This window comes from Prevotella sp. E9-3, assembly GCF_022024015.1.
Classification (GTDB): domain Bacteria; phylum Bacteroidota; class Bacteroidia; order Bacteroidales; family Bacteroidaceae; genus Prevotella.
Genome location: NZ_CP091786.1, coordinates 1,914,806 through 1,939,287, shown reverse-complemented (window position 1 = coordinate 1,939,287; position 24,482 = coordinate 1,914,806). Strand labels below are relative to the sequence as shown.

Sequence of the window (24,482 nt, the reverse complement as noted above, 5' to 3'; positions counted from 1 at the left end):
TTTTCTTTGTCGGCAAAGGTACTAAAAAAAGTTGAGATATTTGCTCATTTGCTTAGTTCTTTGTAACTTTGCACACGTTTTTGAAAAATAAAAAGAAGATGAATCAACTGAAAGCTGCACTCTTTGACCTTGATGGAGTAGTGTTTGATACCGAATCACAATACACTATTTTTTGGGGCAGGCAGTGCAGAGAGTTCCATCCAGAACATCCTGGACTTGAAATTGAAATTAAAGGCCAGACTCTTACACAGATATATGACAAATGGTTTTCAGGAGAGTTGGAGTCTGTTAGGGAAGTGATAACAAAACGTCTGAACGATTTTGAAGCCCAGATGGATTATCCCTATGTAGCTGGATTCTTGGAGTTTGTCAGAGAATTGCGTAAGGAAGGAATAAAAACAGCCGTTGTTACTAGTTCGAACAAACCAAAGATGGAAAATGTTTATCAAAAACATCCAGAATTCAAAGAACTTTTTGATGTTATTCTCACCAGTGAGGACTTTGCTGAAAGCAAGCCTTCGCCGGATTGCTATCTACGTGGTGCGGCTCGCTTGGGGGCAGAACCTAATGAATGCGTAGTGTTTGAGGATAGTATCAACGGACTTTGTTCTGGTCGCTCGGCTAATATGGTTGTGATAGGTCTTACAACGACAAATAAAAAGTCGAATATTGAAATGTTATCTGATTGTCAGATAAATGATTACACACAATTCAAATATCAAAACTTAAATGCATTATGGCAGGCTATTTGATTAGTGATACACGTAAGGTGACCACGCATCGCTTCATTGAAATGAAGCAAAAAGGTGAGAAAATTTCAATGCTCACTTCCTATGATTTTACAACAGCAGGCATCGTTGACCGCGCAGGTATCGATGGAATTTTGATAGGCGATTCCGCCTCAAATGTTATGGTGGGAAACTCTACCACGCTACCCATGACGGTGGATCAGATGATTTATCATGCCCGTTCGGTAGTGAATGCAGTGAAACGTGCTTTGGTTGTTTGTGATATGCCTTTTGGCTCGTATCAGACAGGCTCTCACGATGGTGTGGTTAATGCTATCCGCATTATGAAGGAAAGTGGATGTGATGCCCTGAAACTAGAAGGTGGAGTGGAAATACTGGATACGGTGAAGGCTATACTTGATGCAGGTATTCCTGTTATGGCCCATTTGGGACTCACTCCTCAGAGTATTAATAAGTTTGGAACTTATGCCGTTCGAGCCAAGGAAGAGCGTGAAGCTGAGAAACTTTTGAGCGATGCACAAGCCTTGGCTGAAGCTGGATGCTTTGCTATAACCTTAGAGAAAGTTCCTGCTAAACTGGCTGCACAGGTTACTTCTGAAGTGAGTGTGCCTACTATTGGTATAGGTGCCGGTGGACAGTGTGATGGTCAGATTCTGGTTGTTGCCGATATGTTGGGTATGAATCAAGGATTCTCTCCTCGTTTTCTCCGACGTTATGCTGATCTGAACTCAGTGATGACAGACGCTATTGGTAACTATATCACCGATGTAAAGAGTGGTGATTTCCCCAATGAGTCGGAATCTTATTAATTAATAAAATAGTATTCGTGAATACACAAAATACGACGGTACACCTAAGACTCTGGCATCGTAATTTCTGGGTGATAGTCATTGCTAACCTGCTGCTATGCATGTCGGTTACGATGCTTATTCCTACATTGCCACTTTGGATGCTTTACAAAGAGGGACTCACAATCGCTGAAACGGGCATTGCGATGGGAATCTTTGGAATAGGAGTCTTCTTGCCAGGATTTGTCTGCTCATATCTTGTTCAGCATTATCGTCGTAATTTGGTTTGTGTATGGGCCATTTTACTTTTGGCTTCTACGATTCTTTTCCCCTTGTATGTCGGGCAAACATCACCTGTGTTTTTCTATTCTATTCGAATGGCTCAAGGTGTTGCCTTCGGATTAGCTCAGATGGTGCTTGCCTCGACATTGATTATTGATACTTGTGATTCTTCACAGCGTACCGAGGCAAACCACTCAACGTCTTGGTTCGGCCGCTTTGCACTCTCTCTGGGACCTCTGGTGGGATTACTTATATATGAGGTTGTTAACATGGAAATGGTGCTTTTTGTCGCTTCGGGATGTTGTATAGTAGCATCTTGTCTGATTCTGGCAGTTCATTTCCCATTCCGTGTGCCAAGTGATCATCTAAATAAGTTTAGTTTAGATCGCTTTCTTTTGGTAAAAGGATGGCCTTTACTCGTAAACATGCTTCCGGTGATGATTGCTGTGGGAATCGTATTTTCACTACCTCATACAATTTATTTTTATGCATTGATGATGGTAGGCTTTTTGCTGGCACTCTTGGCTCAACGCTATGTGTTTGCTGATGCTGACCTGAAAAGCGAGATCATCTCAGGGTTGGTCTTACTTATCAGTGCCATTCTCACCATGCTTTTCTCTCCATCGTCACCTTTGTGTGCACCGCTTATGGCGCTCGGATTGGGTATTGTTGGAGCCCGCTTTTTATTGTTTTTCATTAAACTGAGTAAACATTGCCAGCGAGGAACTGCTCAGAGTACTTTCCTGTTAGGTTGGGAATTAGGTCTTTCCTTAGGTGTTGGGGCCGGATATCTTTATTTTGAAGGAGATAAGTATTCCTCACTTGAATGTTCTTTGGGCTTGCTTGTTGTATCACTCGTGCTGTATGTACTCTTTATACACAAGTGGTTTATTACTAATAAGAATAGGTGACGAAAGATAAAAATTCAAAAAAAACACCATGCCATAGATATTTTTCATTTGGCTTTTATTAACTTTGCAATGAAGAAAAACAACTAAAACTATAATCTATCAAAAGAATGAAAAAGTTCAACGACAAAAATTTCGTGCTTGAAACAGAGATCGCTCAAGATTTGTACCATAACCATGCGGCAAAGATGCCAATTATAGATTATCATTGTCATCTTATTCCTGAAATGGTAGCAAAAGACCATAAGTTCAGAAGTATTACCGAATTGTGGTTGGGTGGCGATCATTATAAATGGCGTGCTATGCGTACAAATGGTGTTGACGAACGCTACTGTACAGGTAAAGATACTAGTGATTGGGAGAAATTCGAAAAATGGGCAGAGACAGTTCCCTATACATTTCGTAATCCTCTTTATCACTGGACTCATTTGGAATTGAAAACAGCTTTTGGGATTGAAAAGTTGTTGTCTCCCAAGACAGCTCGTGAAATTTATGATGAATGTAATGATAAGCTTCAGAACGATCCAAATTTCACTGCTCGCGGATTGATGCGTCATTATAATGTGGAATGTGTATGTACTACTGATGATCCAGTAGATGATCTTCATCATCATATTGAATACGCTAAAATTCGTACAGAGAAAGAACCATTGATGATTCCAGCCTGGCGTCCTGATAAGGCAATGAATATTGAAGCTCCAAGTTTCGCTTCTTATGTGAATGAGTTGTCTAATGTCAGCAATGTTAGCATTTCAAAGTTTGCTGATATGGTGGATGCACTTCAGAAACGACATGATTTCTTTGCCCAACAGGGCTCAAAACTGAGTGATCATGGAATTGAGGAGTTTTACGACGAGGAATATACCGATTCTCAGATAGAAACCATTTTCGAGAAGGCTTTGCGTGGACAGCAGCTTAGCCAATATGAAATACGTCAGTATAAGCATTGCTTCCTCACTGTGATGGCAGAAATGGATGCAGATGCAGGATGGACTCAGCAATTCCACTATGGTGCTATTCGTGACAACAATACAGCTATGTTTAATAAGTTGGGACCAGACACCGGTTTTGATTCAATTGGTGAGTTCAATACGGCAAAAGCTATGTCGAAGTTCCTTAACAAGCTGAATATGGAGGGAAAGTTAACACGTACAATCTTGTACACACTTAACCCATGCGCAAATGAAGTTATTGCTACAATGCTTGGAAACTTCCAAGGAGGAGAACCTGGAAAAATTCAATTCGGTTCAGGATGGTGGTTTAATGATCAGATGGATGGCATGATTCGTCAGATGAATGCTCTATCGGTGCTTGGTCTGTTGAGTAGATTCGTTGGTATGCTTACCGATAGCCGTTCGTTCTTGAGCTATCCTCGTCATGAATATTTCCGCAGAATCCTTTGCAATCTCTTGGGAAATGATGTTGAGAAAGGCTTGCTGCCTGACGATCGTGAAACATTGGCTCGAATGGTTGAAGATATTAGCTATAATAATGCACGTAGATACTTCAAATTCTATTAATTCAACTATCTTTGGCTGTTGATTAATAAAAAAATACAGGAGTTAGAGTAGTAAAAGAACTTCTTTAACTCCTTTTAACCACCCTGATGTTATAAAGTGCTAAATAAAGTGTATCTTTGCACTAGTTTTATCAAAAGATTGAAATCATGAACGCTTTAAAGAAAATTCTACTATTGGCATTGCCTCTACTTCTTTTTGCAAGTTGTGCTTCCCAGAAAGATGTTCCTTACTTTCAGAACTCTAAGGAAGTAGATTTATCAAAGTCGCAATATTTGTATGATGCACGTATCATGCCGAAAGACCAGTTGACCATTACGGTCAGTGCAGCTGATGATCAGGCTGTAGTGCCTTTTAACATGACTGTGCCTACACCGTATACAACAAATCAGCGTAGTACATATTCTCAGGCTATGTTGCAGACCTATTTGGTGGATAATGACGGAAATATCATATTTCCAATTGTTGGACAACTGCACGTAGGAGGTTTGACAAAGTCGCAGGCAGAAGAAATGATTCTTGACAGAATCAAGCCCTATATGAGTGAAGCTGTCAACCCTATTGTGACCGTGAGAATGACTGGCTATCAAATTTCTGTTATCGGTGAAGTTGCTCGTCCTGGTACTTTTAATGTATCGCGTGAAAAAATCAGTATTCTTGAGGCATTGGCACAGGCAGGTGATTTGACTATCTATGGTCAGAGAAAGAACGTTCAGTTAATACGTGAAGACTCTACAGGTCGTAAGTCAATCTATACATTCGACCTGACGGATGCAAATATTATTAATTCGCCTTATTTCTATTTGCAGCAAAATGACGTGATATACGTAACACCAAACAAGGTGAAAGCTCAAAACTCAAGTGTAGGTAGTATGACAACACTTTGGTTCTCAGCTACATCAATTTTGATATCACTGACTTCTCTGTTGTATAATATTTTACGATAGAATAATACAGAAAAGAGATTGGGTTGAAAAAACTCGATCTCTTTTCCTAATTACTAAACACAAATACAAAAGCAATCATTATTATGTGTGGAATTGTTGGATATATAGGTCATCGTGAAGCTTATCCTATTTTGATTAAGGGCTTGCGCCGTTTGGAATATCGAGGTTATGACTCAGCAGGTGTTGCACTGCTTAATCCGGAAGCTTCCTTGAATGTATATAAAACTAAAGGAAAAGTTGATAATCTGTGTGAATATTGTTCTGACAAAGATGTAACAGGAACTGTAGGTATTGCTCATACCCGATGGGCAACACATGGAGAGCCTTCTTCGCGTAATGCCCATCCTCATTATTCTGAATCAAAGCGTCTTGCCATTATCCATAATGGAATTATTGAAAATTATTCTGATATTAAGACAAAGTTGATGGAGAAGGGCATTCACTTTCAGAGTGATACTGATACTGAGGTGGTTGTTCAATTGATTGAATATATCATGAACCGCAAAGAGCTTTCTCTTCTTGAAGCTGTTCAAGTGGCATTGTATCAGGTGATTGGTGCATATGCTATTGCAGTTTTAGATAAGGAAGATCCTGATCAGATTATTGCTGCTCGCAAGCAGAGCCCATTGGTTGTGGGTATAGGTGAGGATGAGTTCTTCCTGGGTTCAGATGCTAGTCCTATTGTCGAATATACCGACAAAGTTGTATATCTGGAAGATGAGAATATTGCTGTGATTCGTCGTGGTGAAGGATTGCATGTGTTGAGTATTCTTGGTGAGGAACAGAAGTTGAATGTCAAGAAAGTAGATATTGATCTTGGACAGATAGAAAAAGGAGGCTTCCCTCATTTTATGCTCAAAGAGATTTTTGAGCAGCCAGAATGCTTGACCAACTGTATGCGTGGTCGTATAAATGTAGAAGCTACTCATGTTACCCTTTCTGCACTTATCGATTATCGTAGGGAGTTACTTGAAGCAAAACGAGTTGTAATCGTGGCTTGTGGAACTTCATGGCATGCAGGCTTAATTGGTAAGCAGATAATCGAGACGTTGTGTCGTATTCCTGTTGAGGTTGAGTATGCCAGCGAATTTCGTTATCGTAATCCTGTGATAGGAAAAGGAGATGTAGTCATAGCTATTAGTCAGAGTGGAGAAACCGCCGATACGCTGGCTGCTGTTCAATTAGCAAAGGAAAAAGGCGCATTTATTTACGGCGTATGTAATGCTATTGGTTCTAGTATTCCACGTGCTACAAATACTGGTACATATATTCATGTAGGACCAGAGATTGGTGTCGCTTCAACAAAAGCATTCACTGGTCAAGTAACTGTATTGACTATGATAGCTCTTGCTATGGGTGAAGCGAAGGGTACCGTCGAACGTGATGAGTATTTGCGTATCGTGAAAGGGCTTAGCGAGATACCTGAGAAAATTCGCGAAGTGTTGAATACAAACGATAAGGTGAAAGATTTGGCGCGTACATTTACTTATGCTCATAATTTCCTGTATTTGGGTAGAGGCTTCTCATATCCAGTAGCATTGGAAGGAGCTTTGAAGCTAAAGGAAATATCTTATATTCATGCAGAGGGATACCCTGCTGCGGAGATGAAACACGGTCCTATCGCATTGATTGATAGTGATATGCCTGTAGTTGTTATTGCTACTCATAATGCGATGTACGAGAAAGTCCTTTCTAATATCCAAGAGATTAAAGCTCGACAGGGTAGGGTGATTGCCCTTGTTTCTAAGGGTGACGATAAGATTTCAAAAATTGCTGATGAAGTTATTGAATTGCCCGATGTTTTAGAGTGTCTCGAGCCATTAGTAGCCACTATTCCTTTGCAGTTGCTTGCATATCATGTGGCTGTTTGCAAGGGTAAGAATGTTGACCAACCTCGCAACCTTGCTAAAAGTGTTACGGTTGAATAAATACTACTATTCAACATACGTTTATAGAATACATTGCTATTACGTATAGCTGTTTATAAAATGATAATAACAGCCTGTTATTCGGTAACAGGCTGTTATTATTCTTCAATATGAGAGAGTGAATGGGTGAATGAAGAGAAAAAGTTTGTGATGCTTTCTGAAGGATAGAATTTGAAATATCTAACCGAACGTCGTACTTGTCCCATCATAGCAGACGAGTTGGAAGCGTGAATAAAAATATCTTTTCCCTGTTTGAAATGCCAATCCTCCTGATTACTGTTCTGTAATTGAAACAATTCGTCTTTTACACGTTTCGTATCAGACTTTTTATTTGGTTGCATAAATGGTATTTCGTCCTCAGTAAAATTGAACAGTTCAACAAGTAGCGCACCAGCCAATTGGGCAATTGACTTCATACTGAGTCTTTCTATCCAATTCTGAAGTTTTACATAGTCAACCTTGTCACCGGAACTGCGAAGTAAAGAGCCGAGATCGACGAGGTGCTTCAGTGAAATTCCGTTGTTTAATATATGCTGAGCTATGTCTAGCAAAATCTGAAGTAGAGCTAAAGTATTAGAAACTACCTCTACGCGCGTACCTTTTATAATAATATAAGAAGCAGTACTTTCTCGTATTTCCGTTTCAATAATGTTCTGTAGCGATCTGTTCAGAAGCTTGTTTGTCATCCGATTCAGACAGTAATAATGCTCAATGGGTGAATTGTTCCATTTATAGCTAAGTCTATTAGGTTTTGAATTATCCAGACTATCTCCGTTTTGTAATGCCCATTTGTCGGCTTTCTCACCTTGCGTTGAATAAGGGAAATAGATATCAATGCTATGTGATAATCTATGTAGAGGCTGATTGTATAAAGCAGCCAATTGGTACCCCTTAACTAAGATAGGACGGAGTAATTGCTTGCTGAATATAGAGTATATTTGAAGTAATGTTATTGATTCGTTCTCGTTTTCATGCTCAATCTCGTTTGTCGTTGTTCTCCACATGTCAAGTATGTCGGTAGGAATCTGCAGGAAGAACTGGTGTTGGCATTGCATAATACCATCATATACAATAGCAGATACACCATGCATGAGAGAGTAGTGGTACACCTGTCTCCACTTCCATGCTGACATAGGCTCTATCTCAACTTTCTCATTGAAAGCTCCAGCACGTAGCAAATTGAAGAAATTACGAGTTGTGATATCCATATCATCATGTTTTTTTATAATTATGAATAGCGCTTAGGGTACCTCAGCATGATAGCAATGAAAGCTGCACACCCGATGCTTACTGGATAGTATAGGTGTGGAAGAATAGCTATTGGATTCAACGATGCCAATCCTGCAGCCATTAGCAACTGTGCTCCGTAGGGAATCAGTCCCTGAGTGAAACAAGAGAATGTATCGAGCAAAGATGCACATTTGCGAGGGTCGAGATGATATTTTTCGCCAATCTTACGGGCAATGCCGCCTACTGTTATGATAGCTACTGTATTATTGGCTGTGCATACATTAACTACACTCACTAAAGCAGCAATTGACAGTTCGGCTCCTCGCTTTCCATGAATATGCTGGGTGAGGCGCTCAATAATGTAGTCAATACCTCCGTTATGTTTGATTACCTCAAGTATTCCTCCTGCCATCAAAGTAATGATAATGAGTTCACCCATTCCAAGAATTCCTTGCCCCATAGCTTGCATCCATCCGTAGATATCATAGGCGCCATTCAAGATGCCGATGATTCCTGTGAGTATGACACCCAAAGTAAGCACAGCCATCACATTGAGACCAAAGATAGCGGTGATTAATACCACAAGATAGGGTACTACTTTCCAGAAATCAACCTCTGGTATGTTTGTGGGAGTCGAAATACCTTGTCCCATAAAGATATAGACGATAAAAATAAACAATGCAGCGGGGGCAACGATGAATGAGTTTACCTTGAATTTATCACTTGGCTGACATCCTTGAGTTTGCGTAGCAATGATTGTAGTGTCGCTGATAAATGACAGATTGTCACCAAAGAATGAACCTCCCACTACTACAGCTGTTACCATAGCTGTGGAGAGTCCTGTTTGAGCGGCTACGCCAGCGGCAATCGGAGTCAGAGCAACTACCGTACCTACACTTGTACCTATGCTTAGTGAAATAAAGCATGCAGCAAGGAAGAGTCCTGCAAGTAGCATCTGAGACGGGAGTATGGATAAGGTTAGCGATACGGTGGCATCAATACTTCCCATCACTTTTGCCGAATTGGCAAATGCTCCTGCCAGTATGAATATCCAGATCATCAGCATCATTTCGGGGGTGCCGGCTCCACGACTGAATATATTTACCCTACGGCGTAGTTTCCCTTTCATAGTAGCAATAGCAAAAATACTGCTCACCATGAAGGCTACAGTTAGCGGCACAATATAAAAGTCATGAGCAATAACGCTCGTGACTAAATATAGGATAATAAACACCATCAGCGGTGAAAGTGCTAGTATTCCCTTTGTCATTTCTATTCGTTCCTGTGTTCCTGTTGTATTTACATGCAAAATTACTCAAATTCTCTGAAAGGAAAAAATCTATAACCTTCTTTTAATGATTCACCCCTTTAATTACCGCATTCTTGGTATGAACATAATTTATAGTATTATAAGAAAACTTTAATTTGTAAAATTGGTAAATAGTTTTATATATGGATTTATAAATTGGTCTTATGGTTAATATTGTTAAAATTAACCAAATCGATTAACTAAAAATATGTATTAAAATGGTAGAAAATACTATATTTGCAAATAATTACGGACGCAATCAAAAAAATACGGCCGCAATAATAAATAAAATTCATACGCAATGAAGAAAAGTACCATATGGATTATATCGTTTGTGATGGGTGTAGCCTTTCTTGGTTTACTACTATTACAGATTTCACATATAGAGGATATGGCAAAGATGAAGCGCGAACAGTTCGATGAGAGTGTGAATCGCAGTCTTTACCAAGCTTCACGCAATTTGGAAATGAATGAAACACTTCGTTATCTGGAGAAAGACGTAAACGAAGTAGAGCGTCGTGCTTACACTGAGGATTCTGTTATGATTGACGGTCTTGACGGTTCTATCCGTCATGCTCATCATTTTTCTGTCTCTGCAGATGATGGTACCGTCTATTCCGCTTTCGAGTTAAAGACTTTCCAGACAAAGCCCGCTACGGTTCCTAAGGCAATGATTATGCGAACCGACAAGAATGCGTTGGCCGAAGCAAACAAAACGTTACAGGAGATAGTTCGCAACCGTTATGTATATCAGAAAGCCTTGTTGGATGAGGTTGTGTATAATATCCTTTATACTGCCAGCGATAAGCCTTTGAAGGAGCGTGTCAACTTCAAGCTGCTGGATCAGGATATACGCGCCGAACTGCTGAATAATGGTATCAATCTTCCTTACCATTTTATAGTCTCTACTCCTGATGGACGTGAAGTATATCGTTGTCCTGATTACAGTTCTGAGGGTGAGGAAACCTGTTACACTCAGACTTTGTTCCGCAATGACCCTTCATCAAAGATGGGTGTGGTAAGGATTCATTTCCCAGACATGAATTCGTATATTTTCTCAAGTATCCGTTTTATGATTCCTGCCGTAGCCTTTACTGGCGTGTTGCTCATCACATTTATCTTTACTATTGTGGTGATATTCCGTCAGAAGCGTTATTCTGAAATCAAAAACGACTTTATTAACAATATGACTCACGAGTTGAAGACTCCTATTTCAAGTATCTCGTTGGCTGCTCAAATGTTGAATGATGGTGCCGTGACCAAGAGCCCTGCTATGATGAAGCACCTTGGTGGAGTGATCAACGATGAAGCTAAGCGTCTGCGTTTCCTGGTTGAGAAGGTATTGCAGATGTCTATGTTCGACCGCAAAACAGCCTCGTTCAACAAGAAGGAGCTTGACCTTAATGAGCTCCTCGAACAAATATCGAGTTCGTTCAATTTACGCGTAAGCCACACTGGTGGTAAGATTGATTTGGAAATAGAGGCTGTCGATTCAGCTATTTATGTTGATGAGGTTCATTTTCAGAATGCTATTACCAATCTGATGGACAATGCAGTGAAGTATCGTAAGCCTGAACAGCCCATTGATATTCATATTCACACCTGGAACGATGGAAACCGTTTGTGCTTCTCTATTGCCGATAACGGTCAGGGAATCAAGAAAGAGAACATAAAGAAAATCTTTGACAAGTTCTATCGTGTTCATACAGGCAATGTACACAATGTAAAAGGATTCGGATTGGGTCTGGCCTATGTGAAGAAGATTATCAATCTGCATGGGGGAGAAATCAGGTGTGAGAGCGAATTGGGGCGTGGCACTAAGTTTATAGTGAATTTGCCTTTGATGAAAATGAGCGAAAAATAGTTCGTTTGAATACATATATAAATAATAATAACAATCCTGCTCCGTCATCAATCTCCCACAAACCGGCGGACACTACCTTAAAAACAAAAGAAAGGGGTAGGGGGAGACAAAAAAGAATATGGAAGACAAGTTGAAAATTTTGCTTTGCGAGGACGATGAGAACCTTGGAATGCTGCTTCGTGAGTATTTGGCAGCGAAAGGATTTGAAGCTGAACTGTGCGCTGATGGTGAAGCTGGCTTCAAAGCTTTTCTGAAGACGAAGTTTGATATCTGTGTGCTCGACGTGATGATGCCTAAGAAGGATGGATTCACACTGGCTCAGGAAATACGCGCTGCCAATGCTGAGATCCCCATCATCTTCCTGACCGCTAAGACCTTGAAGGAAGATATTCTGGAAGGTTTCAAACTTGGTGCCGACGACTACATCACTAAGCCTTTCTCTATGGAAGAACTGGTGTTCCGTATAGAGGCTATCCTGCGTCGTGTGCGTGGTAAGAAGACTAAGGAATCTACCGTTTATCATATTGGTAAGTTTACTTTTGACACCCAGAAGCAGCTGTTGTCTATTGGTGACAAGCAGACCAAACTGACCACCAAAGAGAATGAATTGCTGGCTCTGCTCTGCTCGCATGCTAACGAGATTCTTCAGCGTGACTTTGCTTTGAAGACAATTTGGATTGACGACAACTATTTCAATGCCCGTTCAATGGATGTTTATATCACCAAACTGCGTAAGCATCTGAAGGACGACGCTCAGATTGAAATCATCAATATCCACGGTAAAGGCTATAAGCTGATTACTCCTGAAGAGGAATAAACTGATAAATCAAAAATAATATAAGAGGTAAGAGTTTCAAAAATTCTTACCTCTTATTTATTTAATCTCAATTCTACATTCGAAATGTGATTGCTTTGTAGCAAGTAATTTAACTAAGGAATCCAAGCAGAACGCCTGCTGCTACAGCCGAACCTATCACACCCGCTACGTTGGGGCCCATTGCATGCATCAACAGAAAATTGTGCCGATCGTATTCCAATCCGAGATTGTTGGAAATTCTGGCTGCCATAGGAACCGCCGAAACACCTGCATTGCCTATAAGCGGATTTATTTTCTTATCATTTGGAAGGAATAGATTCATTAGTTTCACGAAACAAACACCGCTGGCAGTCGCAATCATAAAGGCAAATGCACCAATTGCGAAGATGAATACAGTGTTCAATGTAAGGAATTCTGAGGCCTGTGTAGAGCATCCTACGGTGAGTCCCAGTAGAATAACTACAATATCATTCAGCGCAGCGCCTGCTGTTTTTGCAAGTCGGGTGGTCTTTCCGCTTTCTTTCAGTAGATTGCCGAAGAAGAGCATTCCCAGCAGAGGCAGACCTGAGGGTACGATAAAAGTAGTCATCAATAGGCCGATGATTGGGAAGAGAATGCGTTCTGTCTGACTAACCTGTCGGCCTGGCTTCATCTTGATAATACGCTCGTTCTTTGTGGTGAGCAGACGCATCAAAGGTGGCTGGATTATGGGCACAAGCGCCATATAGCTGTAGGCACAAACGGCAATTGCTCCCATGAGGTTGGGAGATAATTTTGATGAGAGGAAAATAGCCGTAGGACCGTCGGCACCGCCAATGATGGCAATTCCTGCAGCCTGGTTTGGCTCAAATCCGAGAAGTAAGGCCAACATATAGGCTCCGAAAATGCCGAATTGAGCTGCTGCACCGATTAGCATTAGTTTTGGATTGGCTAAAAGGGCTGTGAAATCTGTCATTGCCCCAATACCTAAGAAGATGAGTGGTGGATACCATCCCTGTTTTACGCCCTGATAGAAGATGTTCAACACCGAATTGTCTTCATACAGACCTATTTCAAGTCCGGCATCGGCACGGAAGGGGATATTGCCAAGAATGATACCTAATCCGATGGGCACCAACAGGAGCGGTTCGTAGTCTTTCTTGATAGCCAGATAGATAAACAATGCCCCTACAAGTATCATGATGAGATTTCCTGGCGTTGCGTTAGCAAACCCTGTGTAGGTCAGGAACTCATTGAAGTTTTCTGCAATAAACTGCCACATAAACTCATTTGTTGATTGTTACTAATCTGTGATTTATCCAATAGTCATCAGCACCGTTCCTTCCATCACTGTATCACCGGGCTTCACGTTGATAGCAATCACTTTTCCGGCGTTTTCAGCTTCGATGTTGTTTTGCATCTTCATGGCTTCCAACGTCAGCAAATTGTCGCCTACAGCCACCTGTTGACCCACCTGTACCTTTACATCGGTAATGGTTCCTGGCAGTGGCGCTTTTACTGGCATGCCATTAGCAGTGTTTACTGCAGATGGTTGTGGTGCAGCCGTTGATGCCGATGAAGGTTGGGTAGGCGCTGTAGCCTGCAATTTTTGCGCCTCGACCTTCGGATGGTTCATAGTGGGGTGTTTAGCGGCATTGATAGGCTTCTGAAGTTCCACTTCAAAAGGAATACCGTTTACGTTTACTTTGGCAATGTTGCCTTCAACTTCGGCGATTTCTACCTCGTAGTCAACGCCTTTTACCTTATATAGATACTTTTTCATCGTTTAGTATAATTCTGGGGTTGTTGGGATATTGGGGGCTTTATGGTCGAGCGGAAGGAAAGGATTGTGCAGATGGGTCATTTGCGAATATTCATCGTCCCATCCTGTATCCTTAGGCTTGATGGTGATAATGCCGCTCTCCACATCGTGTACATCGTCTTCGTATTGTCTGATTGCCATGCCTATTACAGCCATATATACCTCCATGTCAATACCTTTTCGGTCGAATCCTTCCTGAAGGGCTACGCTCGTTTTATGACCTATCTCGATAGTCTTTTCTACTGTCTTTGTGATAGGCTTGATAGGTTGTTTGTGAATGATGACCTTAGCCGTTTCCAGATGCTTCATAATTGCTCCGAAGATGCTGAAGAATATCCATAGTAGCGCCAAACAAGCGAATACAATGCTCATTGCCATTATAGCCATTGCAACTCCGTGTGGGTCTTCACGCTTGAATTTTTCTATCTTCGATTCTGAAGCTTCTATGAAATTCTCTATGCCTGGCGTGACATTTTCCGAAGCCTTAATGGTCCATCCTTTGTGTTGCCTTGCATAGGACTGATTTTCGGCGAGTACTGGAACCGTAACAGAGTCGATGAGTTCCACCCCGTTACCGTTGTAGAGGGCTATCCACACTGGCTCTGAAGCCTGTATTGGGGTAGTGAGGTGCAGTTTGCCTGCTGAGGGATTGGAGTTGGCATAGAGTAACAGATGCTGGCGCGGCCCTATCTGTGTTCGCGTGTCGCCGTTGGGGATGATGCTCATCATCCTGATACGCTCTGGAGCACTGAGAGCTGGATTCAGCACCTTTCTGTTGGTGGTGATATACATGCCTCGCACGTTGTAGGATGAGAATGAGGTGTTGGCCAACTCTATCCAAGCTGTCCTTTCTCCGCATTCGTCAACGATGCTTTGCGTGTTGTTGGTGAGCACCTCATTCAGCTTGATGTTCTTGGCTCCCTGAGCCCACATCGCCGAACTTCCTGCTGTCAACAGCGTAAAAAGCAGTAGTTTGATATTGTTCATTAATATGTTTAGTTAATAAATTGATTGTTTAGTATATGTAAATCGTCTTAGGTATCGTACGTAGCAGCCTTTTGTGCAAGTGTTGCTTTTGAAAAGAATACAACCGGAATGCATTGCTTTCGTTTGAAAGAACTGCATTCCGGTTGTCATATTTGTTTATCCGCAGAAGAAGAGCACAATGAGCTGTGCGGTCAGGATGCGGAGGAACATGGCGAGAGGATACACCGTTGAATAGCCTACGGCAGGTGCCTCTTTCGAACAGATACTATTTGAATAGGCCAGTGCTGGCGGATCGGTGTAAGTGCCTGATATCATGCCTGCTATGGTGAAATAGTTGAACTTGAACTTCCAGCGGGCTATAGGTCCTACAATCAGGATGGGGATGATGGTGATGAGGAAGCCTGTGAGCACATAGAGCATTCCGTCGCCTTGCATCACCGTTTCGAAGAATCCTGCTCCTGCTTTGATGCCTACCGATGCCAGGAAGAGTACCAGTCCTATTTCGCGGAGCATCATATTGGCTGAAGTAGTGGTATAAGTGACCAGCTTGATTTTATATCCATAACGGCCTATGAGAATAGCGATGATCAGCGGTCCGCCGGCGATACCCAGTTTCATGAGCGGCATGGCCGGAATGAAGGGTATAGAGCCGAATATGATGCCGAGGAAGATACCTACGAATATTGTGGCGATATTTGGTGCATCCAGACGTTTGATGGAATTACCCATTTTGTGGGCCACATTGTCAACAGCATCCTCGGGGCCTACAACCATAATGCGGTCACCCACCTGCAGGGGAAGTGAAGGCGAAGCGAAGATATCCATTCCGTGACGGGTCACGCGGGTAACGTTTACTCCATAAACACTCGAGAAGTGCATGTCGCCGAATGACTTACCGTTGATTTTCGGGTTGGTAACCACAATGCGCTTAGACACCAGTGGCTGGTCTTGCTGATCCCAGTTTACTTCGATAACAGGACCGATAAAGGCCACAATAGCCTCGTAGTCAGCTTCTGCACACACGATGTACATTTGGTCACCCAGATGGAAGATGGTATCACGATTAGGAATTGATACATGACCGTCATGCAGAATTCGTGATACCACAAAGTCACGATTCAGGAAGTTGTGTACCTGAAGAATGGTCTTTCCCTCCAAGTATTTGTTGGTTACTTCGAGGTGCATGTGGTGAGGCTTTTGTGTTGCCTTTGCACCGCTCTGTTCCTCGAGTGCTGCCTCTTCCTGTTCAAACTTCACCTTGCAGATGTAGCGCACCAAGATAATGGCTCCGATGATGCCGAGTACACCAAGAGGGTAGGCACAGGCATAGGCAGATGCTATCTGAGGTGCATTAGCTCCAAATACTGAGCTCAGCGCTTCGTTGGCAGCACCAAGACCAGGGGTGTTTGTTACGGCACCGTAAAGCGTACCCACCATCATAGGCAGACTGGTAGGATTGCTTGTGTCAAAGAAGATGTAGTAGCAGCCGAACATCACGGCGATGTTCAACAGAATCATTGATGTAGCCAGGGCATTCAGCTTCAATCCTGCTGTGCCGAAGCTCTCGAAGAAACCCGGTCCTACCTGCAGTCCTATCATGAACACAAACAATATGAGTCCGAAGTCCTGAATAAAGGTAAGAATAGGCGTGGGAGCGGTAAATCCGAAGTGACCAGCCACAATACCTGCAAAGAGCACAAAGGTAACACCCAGTGATACACCTGCAATTTTGATTTTTCCAAGGTACACACCCACTGCTATCACGATGGCATAGAGAAGTGCTATGTGGGCTACCGATTCGGAATTAGTAAACAGATTAATTAACCAATCCATATAAAATTAATAATATGATTATTTTTTCAGCGCCTCAATTGATTCGCGAAGCGTCTGAATCTTTTCCTCTGCGTCGGCTTGTTTCTTACGCTCCAAGGCCACCACGGCTTCTGGAGCATTCTGCACGAAACGCTCGTTGGAAAGTTTTTTCTTTACTGAGTTCAGGAAGCCTTCCAGATGCTCAATCTGAGCTTCCATCTTCTTCACCTCTTCCTCTACATTGATCATTGTGCCGAGGGGAACGGCAAATTCGTCGGTTCCTACCATGAAGGCCGAGGCTGTGGCATCCTTCGTTTCCACAACGGTGATGTCGCTCAGGTTGGCCATCTTCTTTACGATGTCGTTGTAGTGCTCGAAACGGTTGCTGCCGATAGCCTGAAGCTGAAGTTTCTCCTTTGGTGCAATGTTCTTTGAAGAACGCACGGTGCGCACGCCAGAAACTACTAACTTCACCTGTTCGATGTCGGCTATCAGCTGCTCGTCTTCAGCAGTAAGACCGCTCAGTTTGAGGCAGTCGCGCATGATGCTCTCGCCTTCTTTGCGGTCGTAGAGTGCCTGCCAGAGTTCTTCCGTGATGAACGGCATGAAGGGGTGCAGCATCTTCAGCAGCGTTTCGAAGAAACGAAGCGTAGCGTTGTATGTCTCGCTGTCGATGGGCTGTGGCTTGCCGTCCACATAGGCAGGCTTCACCATCTCCAGATACCATGATGAGAACTCGTCCCAGAATAGTTTATAGACGGTCATCAAGGCATCGCTGATACGATATTTTGAGAAGTGGTCTTCCATTTCGGCATTGGCCTTGCGCAGCATGGCGTCCATCCATTTCACAGCCTGCTTGTTGGCTGTTGTGGCTGGCTCTTCTGCCACCTGCCAGCCTTTCACCAGTCGGAAGGCATTCCAAATCTTGTTGTTGAAATTACGACCCTGTTCGCAGAGAGCTTCATCAAACAGAATATCGTTTCCTGCAGGAGCCGAAAGCATCATGCCCATACGTACACCGTCGGCACCGAATTTATCGATGAGGTCGATGGGGTCTGGCGAGTTGCCGAGCGATTTAGACATCTTGCGTCCCAGCTTGTCGCGAACGATACCAGTGAAGTAAACGTTCTTGAAGGGGAACTTGCCGAGATACTCCTCGCCAGCCATAATCATGCGAGCTACCCAGAAGAAAATGATATCTGGGCCCGTAACGAGGTCGCTTGTGGGATAATAATAGTTGATTTCCTCGTTGCCAGGATTGTTGATGCCGTCGAACAGAGATACTGGCCATAGCCATGATGAGAACCATGTGTCGAGTGCATCCTCGTCCTGCTTCAGGTCGCTCATCTGCAAATTAGCGTTTCCGCTTTCCTTGCGAGCCAGTTCCAGAGCCTCTTCAGCGGTTTCTGCCACTACAAATTTCTCTGTGTCGTAATAATAGGCAGGAATGCGGTGGCCCCACCACAACTGTCGGCTGATACACCAGTCTTGAATATTCTCCAGCCAGTTCTTATAGGTGTTTACGTATTTCTGCGGATAGAAATGCATTTCCCCGTTCAGCACAGGAGGCAGGGCAATGTCGGCAAAGTGCTGCATTTTGAGGAACCACTGCAGTGAGAGTCTTGGCTCGATGGCTGTGTCTGGGTTGCGCTCAGAGTAGCCCACCTTGTTGGTGTAGTCCTCGATTTTCTCCATCAGTCCGGCGTCTTGCAGATCTTTGGCTATCTGCTTGCGGCATTCAAAGCGGTCCATGCCCACGTAGAGTGTTGACTGATTTGAGATGGTGCCGTCGGCATTGAATATATCGATAGTTTCCAGATTGTGAGTCTTGCCCAGCATGTTATCGTTCTTGTCGTGGGCGGGGGTCACCTTCAGACAGCCTGTACCGAATTCTATCTCTACGTATCGGTCTTCTATCACAGGAATCACGCGGTTCACAAGAGGTACAATCACCTTTCTGCCCTTCAGCCACTGGTTTTTGGGGTCTTTGGGGTTGATACACATTGCGGTATCGCCCATGATTGTTTCTGGACGGGTAGTGGCCACTACGGCATAGTAGCCCTTGCTGTCCTTGTGGATGATGTTTCCTTCGGCTTTGAGCTCTTCTTCATTCTCGAGCGAGTCAAGTCCCTCTACATAATATTTCAGATTGAACAGGTGGCTCTGTTCCTCTTTATATACAACCTCTTCGTCGCTGAGGGCGGTGAGAGCCTTGGGGTCCCAGTTCACCATACGAAGTCCGCGGTAGATGTAGCCCTTGCGATAGAGGTCAACGAACACCTTGATAACGCTCTTTGAACGCTTCTCGTCCATGGTAAAGGCTGTGCGGTCCCAGTCGCACGAAGCTCCAAGTCGGCGCAGCTGCTTGAGGATGATGCCGCCATGCTCGTCGGTCCATTCCCATGCATGCTTCAGGAATTCTTCACGTGTCAGGTCGTGTTTCTTAATTCCCTGTGCAGCCAGTTTCTTTACCACCTTTGCTTCTGTGGCGATTGATGCGTGGTCGGTACCGGGCACCCAGCATGCGTTTTTGCCTTCCATTCGTGCACGGCGCACTAGAATATCCTGAATAGTGTTGTTGAGCATGTGGCCCATGTGTAGCACGCCAGTTACGTTGGGTGGTGGGATAACGATAGTGTAGGGTTCTCTACCATCTGGCTTGCTGGCAAACAGCTTGTTGTCAAGCCAGTACTGATACCATTTGCTTTCTACCTCTTTCGGGTCGTATTTACTTGCAATTTCCATACTTTTAACGTAGTTTCTCTATTGTTGTGCAAAGGTACTATTATTTTTTGGCTTAGAGAAATATATGGGCTATATAATTGGTTAATCGGTGTTAAATTAGTAGTACAAAAGTGTTAAAAGTATATTTTTGCCACATTGCCACTTTGCCACATTGCCACATTAAGGATTTTCAGCAGTGCAAAGTTGGACAGAAAATAGTAAAGAGAATGAAAGTAAAAATACAATCCGATATTATCTGTATATTAACTGAATATTAATTAATATATTATTATATATAAATTATATATAATAATATATTAAAGTTTAGTCTTAAGTATTTCTTCCTCCAATCGTGTGCATTCGAAAATCCTTAATGTGGCAAAGTGGCAAAGTGGCAGTGTGGCAAAATGTGGGTAGCAGGTGTATCCGTCGGGCACTCTCCGGGGCGTGAACAGTGCTTTCTGCAAGGCTAAAAAATACGTTTGGATGGGCTTAACGTTATGTTTGTATTATTTAAGGAAAATATATCTTTCTGTTAACGAATTTTTGCAGGTTACGGGTGTCTGAAATTAGGCTATTTGACGAGAATTCAGTACCTTTGCAGTGTTGAAAAACAGTATGCGTATTAACTCTATTTTAGACATGCTTTTCGCTCCAAGCGGTGGAGAAAGAGAGCATAATGAGGGGTCGGGGATTGATAATAATCGTTTTAAAGATGTATTTTAAGTAAAATGTGGGTCGAAGTTTGTGAGTTCAAAATGTTTTGTTTACCTTTGCATAAAAATTGTAAACATGCACACACGTGAAGAGAAAATAGAGGCTTTCGGGCGTTTGCTCGATGTTTTGGACCAACTGAGAGAGAAGTGCCCCTGGGATAGAAAGCAGACCAACGAAAGTTTGCGCCCCAATACGATAGAAGAAACCTATGAACTGTGCGATGCGCTGGCGCGTGGCGATGAGCACGATGTGATGAAGGAACTGGGTGACGTGATGATGCATCTCTGCTTCTATGCGAAGATAGGCGAGGAAAAGGGAACGTTTGACGTGTATGATGTGCTGAGACAGCAGGCCGACAAGCTGATTTTCCGTCATCCGCATATCTATCATCCAAGTCAGGTTGGAAAGGATAGTCCCAAACCGCTCAGCGAGTGTGACGAATGCGAACTGGAAGCCAATGAGAAAGGAGAGTGTGCGACGACTACAGATACATCGAAATATTCTACTGCCAACACGGCTGAACAGGTGCTTCAGAACTGGGAGCAGATAAAACTGAAGGAGAAAGACGGCAACAAACGTGTGCTTTCGGGCGTGCCAGCCGCTTTGCCTTCCGTGATAAAGGCTTATCGCATTCAGGACAAGGCACGTAATGTGGGCTTTGACTGGCAAAAGCGTGAGGATGTGTGGCAGAAGGTTCGCGAAGAACTGGGTGAACTGGAGGAGGAACTGAAGAAGGAAATACCCGAAAATGCTACCGATGCCGAGAAAATGGCTATTCGCAGTAGGCAGGAAGGAGAACTGGGTGACTATCTGTTCTCGCTGATCAATGCGGCAAGGCTCTACAAACTGAACCCCGACAATGCTCTGGAAATGACGAACGCCAAGTTTATTCGTCGCTTCACCTACATCGAGGAACATAGTATCAGGGTAGGCAAACCGCTCACGGAAATGAGCCTCGAAGAAATGGATGCCCTGTGGAACGAGGCAAAGAAAATGGAGAAGTAATTAATGTTTTCTTACAATAATCATTTAAACGATAAAGTGATATAAACCAAATAGTTATTATGAAAAAGTTAATGTTTTCGTTAGCTGCTGTTATAGTTGTAGTTTTTGTATCTTGCGGTGAGAAGAAAGCTGCAGTACAGTCAAATCAGGAAGAGCTGGACGAAGCCCTGGAATACATGTATCGCGACTCTACAATCTATGGAACATGCACCGATGGTTCGTCTATGAACACCCTTCAGATGCTGACTGACAATGGCGATACGCTGACTCTCAGCACCCTGGCCGCTCAAGAAAGCAACTGCATGTTCGGGCAATTTGCCAATGGCGACCGAATGGCCGTTGTTGCCAACGAAAAGCATACTCAGGCACTTATTGTGATCAACCTGAATACGCTGCTGGGTGACTGGGTGATGCCTAATCCGCTTGACGGCACTTCCTACATGGGCTTCACCATCAAGGATGGCGGTATAGCCGAAAGCATCAACCAGACTTCAATCGTCTATAAAACATGGCGTATTAACAATGGAAACCTTCAGATGGTCAGTGTGCGCGAAGGCGGCGGCGACTTTGTGGAAGACGAGACCTACAAGTTCCTCTACCTTTCTGCCGACTCCATGTCGCTGCAAGGCACCGAAGAAGTATTCGACTATGTGCGCCCTGTAGTGGAGGAAAACTACGATGGCGTGATAATTGACGAAGAGGACGAAAATTTTGAAGATATGGTTATCTGACGGCTATGTCCTGAAAATCACCCCGGAAACTGAATGGAACCTTTTAGAGTACATATTTTAGGTTGCGCCAGCGCTCTCCCCACGCTTCGACACTTTCCCACCACACAGGTAGTAGAGTGTCGGGGCAAATTGTTTATGGTGGACTGCGGTGAGGGAGCACAGTTGCAGATGCGCCGCACAGGACTGTCATTCAACAAGTTGGGCCACATCTTTATATCTCATCTGCATGGTGACCATTGTTTCGGATTGATAGGCATGCTGAGTACGTTCGGACTTTTGGGGCGCACGGCCACCCTCCATGTATATGGAGAACAGAGACTGGGTGAGGTGCTCGACTTCCAACTGAACGCTTTTTGTCAGGATCTGGGCTACAAGGTAGAGTTTCATGTTGTTGATACCACCCAGAATGCCGTTATCTACGAAGACCGCTCACTCACAGTCGAAACCATCCCCTTGTGTCATAGATTGCCCTGTTGCGGATACCTTTTTCGTGAAAAGCCCACGCTGCCCCACATACGCCGCGACATGATTGATATGTATGAAATACCTGTGTCGCAGATTCAGAACATTAAGCAAGGGGCTGATTTCGTGATGGATGACGGCACTCGTGTGGCCAATGACCGCTTGGTAAGCAAGGCCGACGAACCGCGTGCCTATGCTTATATGAGCGACACGAAATATCAGCCACAGCTGGCGCCCATGCTGCAAGGGGTGACAACCCTATACCACGAGGCTACCTATGGCGACGACCAGCTTCAGATGGCAGAAAAATACTTCCATTCCACAGCCCGACAGGCTGCTGTTATGGCCCGACTGGCAGGGGTAAAACAACTGCTCATAGGCCACTACAGTTCGCGATATAACGACGAGAAGGTGCTGCTGAGAGAGGCTCAGACGGAATTTCAGAACACCCGACTGACGCAGGAGAACGACAGCATAGATGTTTAAACAGAATATGCTAACTATATAAATAAAGAAAGGTTATCGTATGACACTCATAATTGTTCTATTGCTCATCTTCGGTTATCTGCTGATAGCCACAGGTCATCTAACAGGAGTAAACAAGGCTGCCATTGCAATGTTTATCGGTACTGTGGGATGGGTGGTTTATATAGGTTGGGGCACCGACTTTGTGATGAAGCTTCATGCTGAGGAATACCTTGCCTGGCTGGGAGATTCAACACATTCGAGTGACAATGTGAAGAGTTTTATCTACGATAATATCTTCTTGAAATATGTGGGAAAGGCTGCCTCTATTGTCATGTTTCTCGTGGCCACTATGAGCATAGTGGAAATACTGAACAACAACGGCTGCTTCGATTTCATCAACGAGTGGATTCGCACCCGTAACTCCAAGCGTTTGCTATGGACACTCACTCTGGCAACATTTCTCATCTCGGCAAATCTTGACAACCTTACTACAGCCACACTTATGCTTGTTATCATGCGAGGCATCGTCAACAGTCGTCAGCAGCGTATGCTGATTGGCTCGGCTATTGTCCTCGCTGCCAATGCAGGAGGTTCGTTTACTGTGATAGGCGATCCCATAGGACTTATACTCTGGGAAGATGGGGCGGTGACGCCTACTACGTTCTCGGCCTATCTGGCTTTGCCTGCCCTCACTGCATGGGTGGTGACAACGGCTCTTGTGAACCGTCAGTTGCCTGAGCGACTTGATATAGAGTGGGGAGGCGCTCCCTATCGTGGCAACGATACCCGCCTGAACCGTTGGCAGCGACTGCTCATGCTGGTGGTAGGCATAGGCGGCATGTGGTTTATCCCCACCTTCCATACCATTACCCATCTTTCACCATTTCTGGGCGCTCTCTGCGTGCTATCGGTGCTATGGGTGGTGAACGAGGCCTTCAACAGAAAACTGATGCAAGCCGACCAGATGGCACAACGACGCATACCACGTGCTTTGCAATACGGGGCTATTCAGCAGATACTCTTCACCATGGGTATCATGCTCGCTATGGGAGTGCTCACAGAATCGGGCGTATTGGGTGATATAGCCGACTGGATCATTCATTTCCTCAACGGCAATGTCTGGGCTATTGGATTATGCTCAGGAGTACTCTCATCGGTTGTCGATACCTTCACGGTAGCCATGACCAACGTGTCGTTCTTCCCAGTGGCCAGTGGCCATTTCGATATAAACGGTCCTTACTGGCTTATCATAGCCTTCTCGACAGCCATAGGTGGTACACTGCTCCCTGTAGGCTCTACAAGTGGCGTGGCGTTGATGAACACAGAGCGAATGCATTTCGTATGGTATCTGCGTCATCTCACTCCCAAAGTATTGCTAGGCTTTGCGGCAGGCATGTTGGTGCTCTATCTTGAAACGATATTCATGTAAGTAAGAA

19 protein-coding genes are annotated in these 24,482 nt (G+C 43.8%); 12 read left to right on the top strand and 7 right to left on the bottom strand.

The window, feature by feature from the left end; translation table 11 throughout:
• The first annotated feature begins 98 nt into the window (after positions 1 to 98).
• The 6 genes from L6475_RS07095 (at position 99) to glmS (ending at position 7,119) form a co-directional block, all read left to right on the top strand.
• On the top strand, positions 99 to 752 hold the full coding sequence (locus L6475_RS07095) for an HAD family phosphatase (protein ID WP_237818530.1): 654 nt from the start codon (positions 99 to 101) through the stop codon (positions 750 to 752).
• Entirely contained in the window at positions 737 to 1,558 is an 822-nt protein-coding gene (gene panB / locus L6475_RS07090; RefSeq protein WP_237818528.1) for a 3-methyl-2-oxobutanoate hydroxymethyltransferase, read from the top strand. The genes L6475_RS07095 and panB overlap by 16 nt, the downstream gene beginning before the upstream one ends.
• A 17-nt stretch (positions 1,559 to 1,575) precedes the next feature.
• Positions 1,576 to 2,730 (top strand): MFS transporter, encoded by a 1,155-nt coding sequence (locus tag L6475_RS07085; RefSeq protein ID WP_237818526.1) that lies wholly within the window; start codon positions 1,576 to 1,578, stop codon positions 2,728 to 2,730.
• Between the two features lie 107 nt (positions 2,731 to 2,837).
• On the top strand, positions 2,838 to 4,247 hold the full coding sequence (uxaC, locus tag L6475_RS07080) for a glucuronate isomerase (protein WP_237818524.1): 1,410 nt from the start codon (positions 2,838 to 2,840) through the stop codon (positions 4,245 to 4,247).
• 146 nt (positions 4,248 to 4,393) lie between these two features.
• A complete protein-coding gene (locus L6475_RS07075; RefSeq protein ID WP_237818522.1) occupies positions 4,394 to 5,191 on the top strand; it encodes a polysaccharide biosynthesis/export family protein in 798 nt (265 codons plus the stop codon).
• A gap of 83 nt (positions 5,192 to 5,274) precedes the next feature.
• Entirely contained in the window at positions 5,275 to 7,119 is a 1,845-nt protein-coding gene (glmS, locus tag L6475_RS07070) for a glutamine--fructose-6-phosphate transaminase (isomerizing) (protein WP_237818520.1), read from the top strand.
• Positions 7,120 to 7,217: 98 nt separating this feature from the next.
• Here glmS and L6475_RS07065 read toward each other — a convergent pair whose 3' ends face one another.
• Both L6475_RS07065 and L6475_RS07060 read right to left on the bottom strand, forming a co-directional pair.
• Positions 7,218 to 8,327, bottom strand: coding sequence for a nucleotidyltransferase family protein (locus L6475_RS07065; protein ID WP_237818518.1), 1,110 nt, complete (start codon positions 8,325 to 8,327; stop codon positions 7,218 to 7,220).
• A 20-nt stretch (positions 8,328 to 8,347) separates the two neighbouring features.
• The gene (locus tag L6475_RS07060) at positions 8,348 to 9,619 is read right to left on the bottom strand and encodes a Na+/H+ antiporter NhaC family protein (protein WP_237818516.1); all 1,272 of its coding nucleotides are present in this window, start codon (positions 9,617 to 9,619) and stop codon (positions 8,348 to 8,350) included.
• A gap of 340 nt (positions 9,620 to 9,959) precedes the next feature.
• Here L6475_RS07060 and L6475_RS07055 point away from each other — a divergent pair, with 340 nt between their 5' ends.
• Together L6475_RS07055 and L6475_RS07050 are read left to right on the top strand one after the other, a co-directional pair.
• Positions 9,960 to 11,522, top strand: a complete 1,563-nt coding sequence (locus L6475_RS07055) for a sensor histidine kinase KdpD (RefSeq protein ID WP_237818514.1) — start codon at positions 9,960 to 9,962, stop codon at positions 11,520 to 11,522.
• 118 nt (positions 11,523 to 11,640) lie between these two features.
• Positions 11,641 to 12,339, top strand: coding sequence for a response regulator transcription factor (locus L6475_RS07050; protein ID WP_237818512.1), 699 nt, complete (start codon positions 11,641 to 11,643; stop codon positions 12,337 to 12,339).
• A gap of 109 nt (positions 12,340 to 12,448) precedes the next feature.
• Here L6475_RS07050 and L6475_RS07045 read toward each other — a convergent pair whose 3' ends face one another.
• From L6475_RS07045 to L6475_RS07025, 5 genes are all read right to left on the bottom strand, one after another.
• Positions 12,449 to 13,600, bottom strand: coding sequence for a sodium ion-translocating decarboxylase subunit beta (locus L6475_RS07045; protein WP_237818510.1), 1,152 nt, complete (start codon positions 13,598 to 13,600; stop codon positions 12,449 to 12,451).
• A gap of 33 nt (positions 13,601 to 13,633) precedes the next feature.
• Complete coding sequence (locus L6475_RS07040) at positions 13,634 to 14,101, bottom strand: biotin/lipoyl-containing protein (protein WP_237818508.1); 468 nt, start codon at positions 14,099 to 14,101, stop codon at positions 13,634 to 13,636.
• Positions 14,102 to 14,104: 3 nt separating this feature from the next.
• Positions 14,105 to 15,127 carry an OadG family transporter subunit gene (locus tag L6475_RS07035; protein ID WP_237818505.1) on the bottom strand — a complete coding sequence of 341 codons (1,023 nt, stop codon included), beginning with the start codon at positions 15,125 to 15,127 and terminating at the stop codon, positions 14,105 to 14,107.
• A 156-nt stretch (positions 15,128 to 15,283) separates the two neighbouring features.
• Positions 15,284 to 16,960 (bottom strand): putative transporter, encoded by a 1,677-nt coding sequence (locus tag L6475_RS07030; protein WP_237818503.1) that lies wholly within the window; start codon positions 16,958 to 16,960, stop codon positions 15,284 to 15,286.
• 18 nt (positions 16,961 to 16,978) lie between these two features.
• Positions 16,979 to 19,684, bottom strand: coding sequence for a valine--tRNA ligase (locus L6475_RS07025; protein WP_237818501.1), 2,706 nt, complete (start codon positions 19,682 to 19,684; stop codon positions 16,979 to 16,981).
• 771 nt (positions 19,685 to 20,455) lie between these two features.
• On the opposite strand from L6475_RS07025, the gene mazG reads away from it, so the two are divergent.
• Genes mazG through nhaD form a run of 4 tightly spaced genes read left to right on the top strand, consistent with a single transcriptional unit; the run spans position 20,456 to position 24,475 of the window.
• Complete coding sequence (gene mazG / locus L6475_RS07020; protein ID WP_237818499.1) at positions 20,456 to 21,385, top strand: nucleoside triphosphate pyrophosphohydrolase; 930 nt, start codon at positions 20,456 to 20,458, stop codon at positions 21,383 to 21,385.
• A 59-nt stretch (positions 21,386 to 21,444) separates the two neighbouring features.
• A complete protein-coding gene (locus L6475_RS07015; protein WP_237818497.1) occupies positions 21,445 to 22,116 on the top strand; it encodes a lipocalin family protein in 672 nt (223 codons plus the stop codon).
• 33 nt (positions 22,117 to 22,149) lie between these two features.
• Positions 22,150 to 23,064 carry a ribonuclease Z gene (locus L6475_RS07010; protein ID WP_237818495.1) on the top strand — a complete coding sequence of 305 codons (915 nt, stop codon included), beginning with the start codon at positions 22,150 to 22,152 and terminating at the stop codon, positions 23,062 to 23,064.
• A gap of 40 nt (positions 23,065 to 23,104) precedes the next feature.
• A complete protein-coding gene (gene nhaD / locus L6475_RS07005; RefSeq protein WP_237818493.1) occupies positions 23,105 to 24,475 on the top strand; it encodes a sodium:proton antiporter NhaD in 1,371 nt (456 codons plus the stop codon).
• The last annotated feature ends 7 nt before the right edge of the window (positions 24,476 to 24,482 follow it).

What these genes read in the sequence shown, in the direction of transcription:
- nhaD (WP_237818493.1), top strand. Translation starts at nt 23,105, where the DNA reads ATGACACTCATAATTGTTCTATTGCTCATCTTCGGTTATCTGCTGATA.
- L6475_RS07055 (WP_237818514.1), top strand. Translation starts at nt 9,960, where the DNA reads ATGAAGAAAAGTACCATATGGATTATATCGTTTGTGATGGGTGTAGCC.
- L6475_RS07035 (WP_237818505.1), bottom strand. Translation starts at nt 15,127, where the DNA reads ATGAACAATATCAAACTACTGCTTTTTACGCTGTTGACAGCAGGAAGT.
- L6475_RS07030 (WP_237818503.1), bottom strand. Translation starts at nt 16,960, where the DNA reads ATGGATTGGTTAATTAATCTGTTTACTAATTCCGAATCGGTAGCCCAC.
- L6475_RS07040 (WP_237818508.1), bottom strand. Translation starts at nt 14,101, where the DNA reads ATGAAAAAGTATCTATATAAGGTAAAAGGCGTTGACTACGAGGTAGAA.
- L6475_RS07060 (WP_237818516.1), bottom strand. Translation starts at nt 9,619, where the DNA reads ATGACAAAGGGAATACTAGCACTTTCACCGCTGATGGTGTTTATTATC.
- glmS (WP_237818520.1), top strand. Translation starts at nt 5,275, where the DNA reads ATGTGTGGAATTGTTGGATATATAGGTCATCGTGAAGCTTATCCTATT.
- L6475_RS07075 (WP_237818522.1), top strand. Translation starts at nt 4,394, where the DNA reads ATGAACGCTTTAAAGAAAATTCTACTATTGGCATTGCCTCTACTTCTT.
- mazG (WP_237818499.1), top strand. Translation starts at nt 20,456, where the DNA reads ATGCACACACGTGAAGAGAAAATAGAGGCTTTCGGGCGTTTGCTCGAT.
- L6475_RS07045 (WP_237818510.1), bottom strand. Translation starts at nt 13,600, where the DNA reads ATGTGGCAGTTTATTGCAGAAAACTTCAATGAGTTCCTGACCTACACA.
- uxaC (WP_237818524.1), top strand. Translation starts at nt 2,838, where the DNA reads ATGAAAAAGTTCAACGACAAAAATTTCGTGCTTGAAACAGAGATCGCT.
- L6475_RS07050 (WP_237818512.1), top strand. Translation starts at nt 11,641, where the DNA reads ATGGAAGACAAGTTGAAAATTTTGCTTTGCGAGGACGATGAGAACCTT.
- L6475_RS07015 (WP_237818497.1), top strand. Translation starts at nt 21,445, where the DNA reads ATGAAAAAGTTAATGTTTTCGTTAGCTGCTGTTATAGTTGTAGTTTTT.
- L6475_RS07065 (WP_237818518.1), bottom strand. Translation starts at nt 8,327, where the DNA reads ATGGATATCACAACTCGTAATTTCTTCAATTTGCTACGTGCTGGAGCT.
- L6475_RS07095 (WP_237818530.1), top strand. Translation starts at nt 99, where the DNA reads ATGAATCAACTGAAAGCTGCACTCTTTGACCTTGATGGAGTAGTGTTT.
- L6475_RS07025 (WP_237818501.1), bottom strand. Translation starts at nt 19,684, where the DNA reads ATGGAAATTGCAAGTAAATACGACCCGAAAGAGGTAGAAAGCAAATGG.
- L6475_RS07010 (WP_237818495.1), top strand. Translation starts at nt 22,150, where the DNA reads ATGGAACCTTTTAGAGTACATATTTTAGGTTGCGCCAGCGCTCTCCCC.
- panB (WP_237818528.1), top strand. Translation starts at nt 737, where the DNA reads ATGGCAGGCTATTTGATTAGTGATACACGTAAGGTGACCACGCATCGC.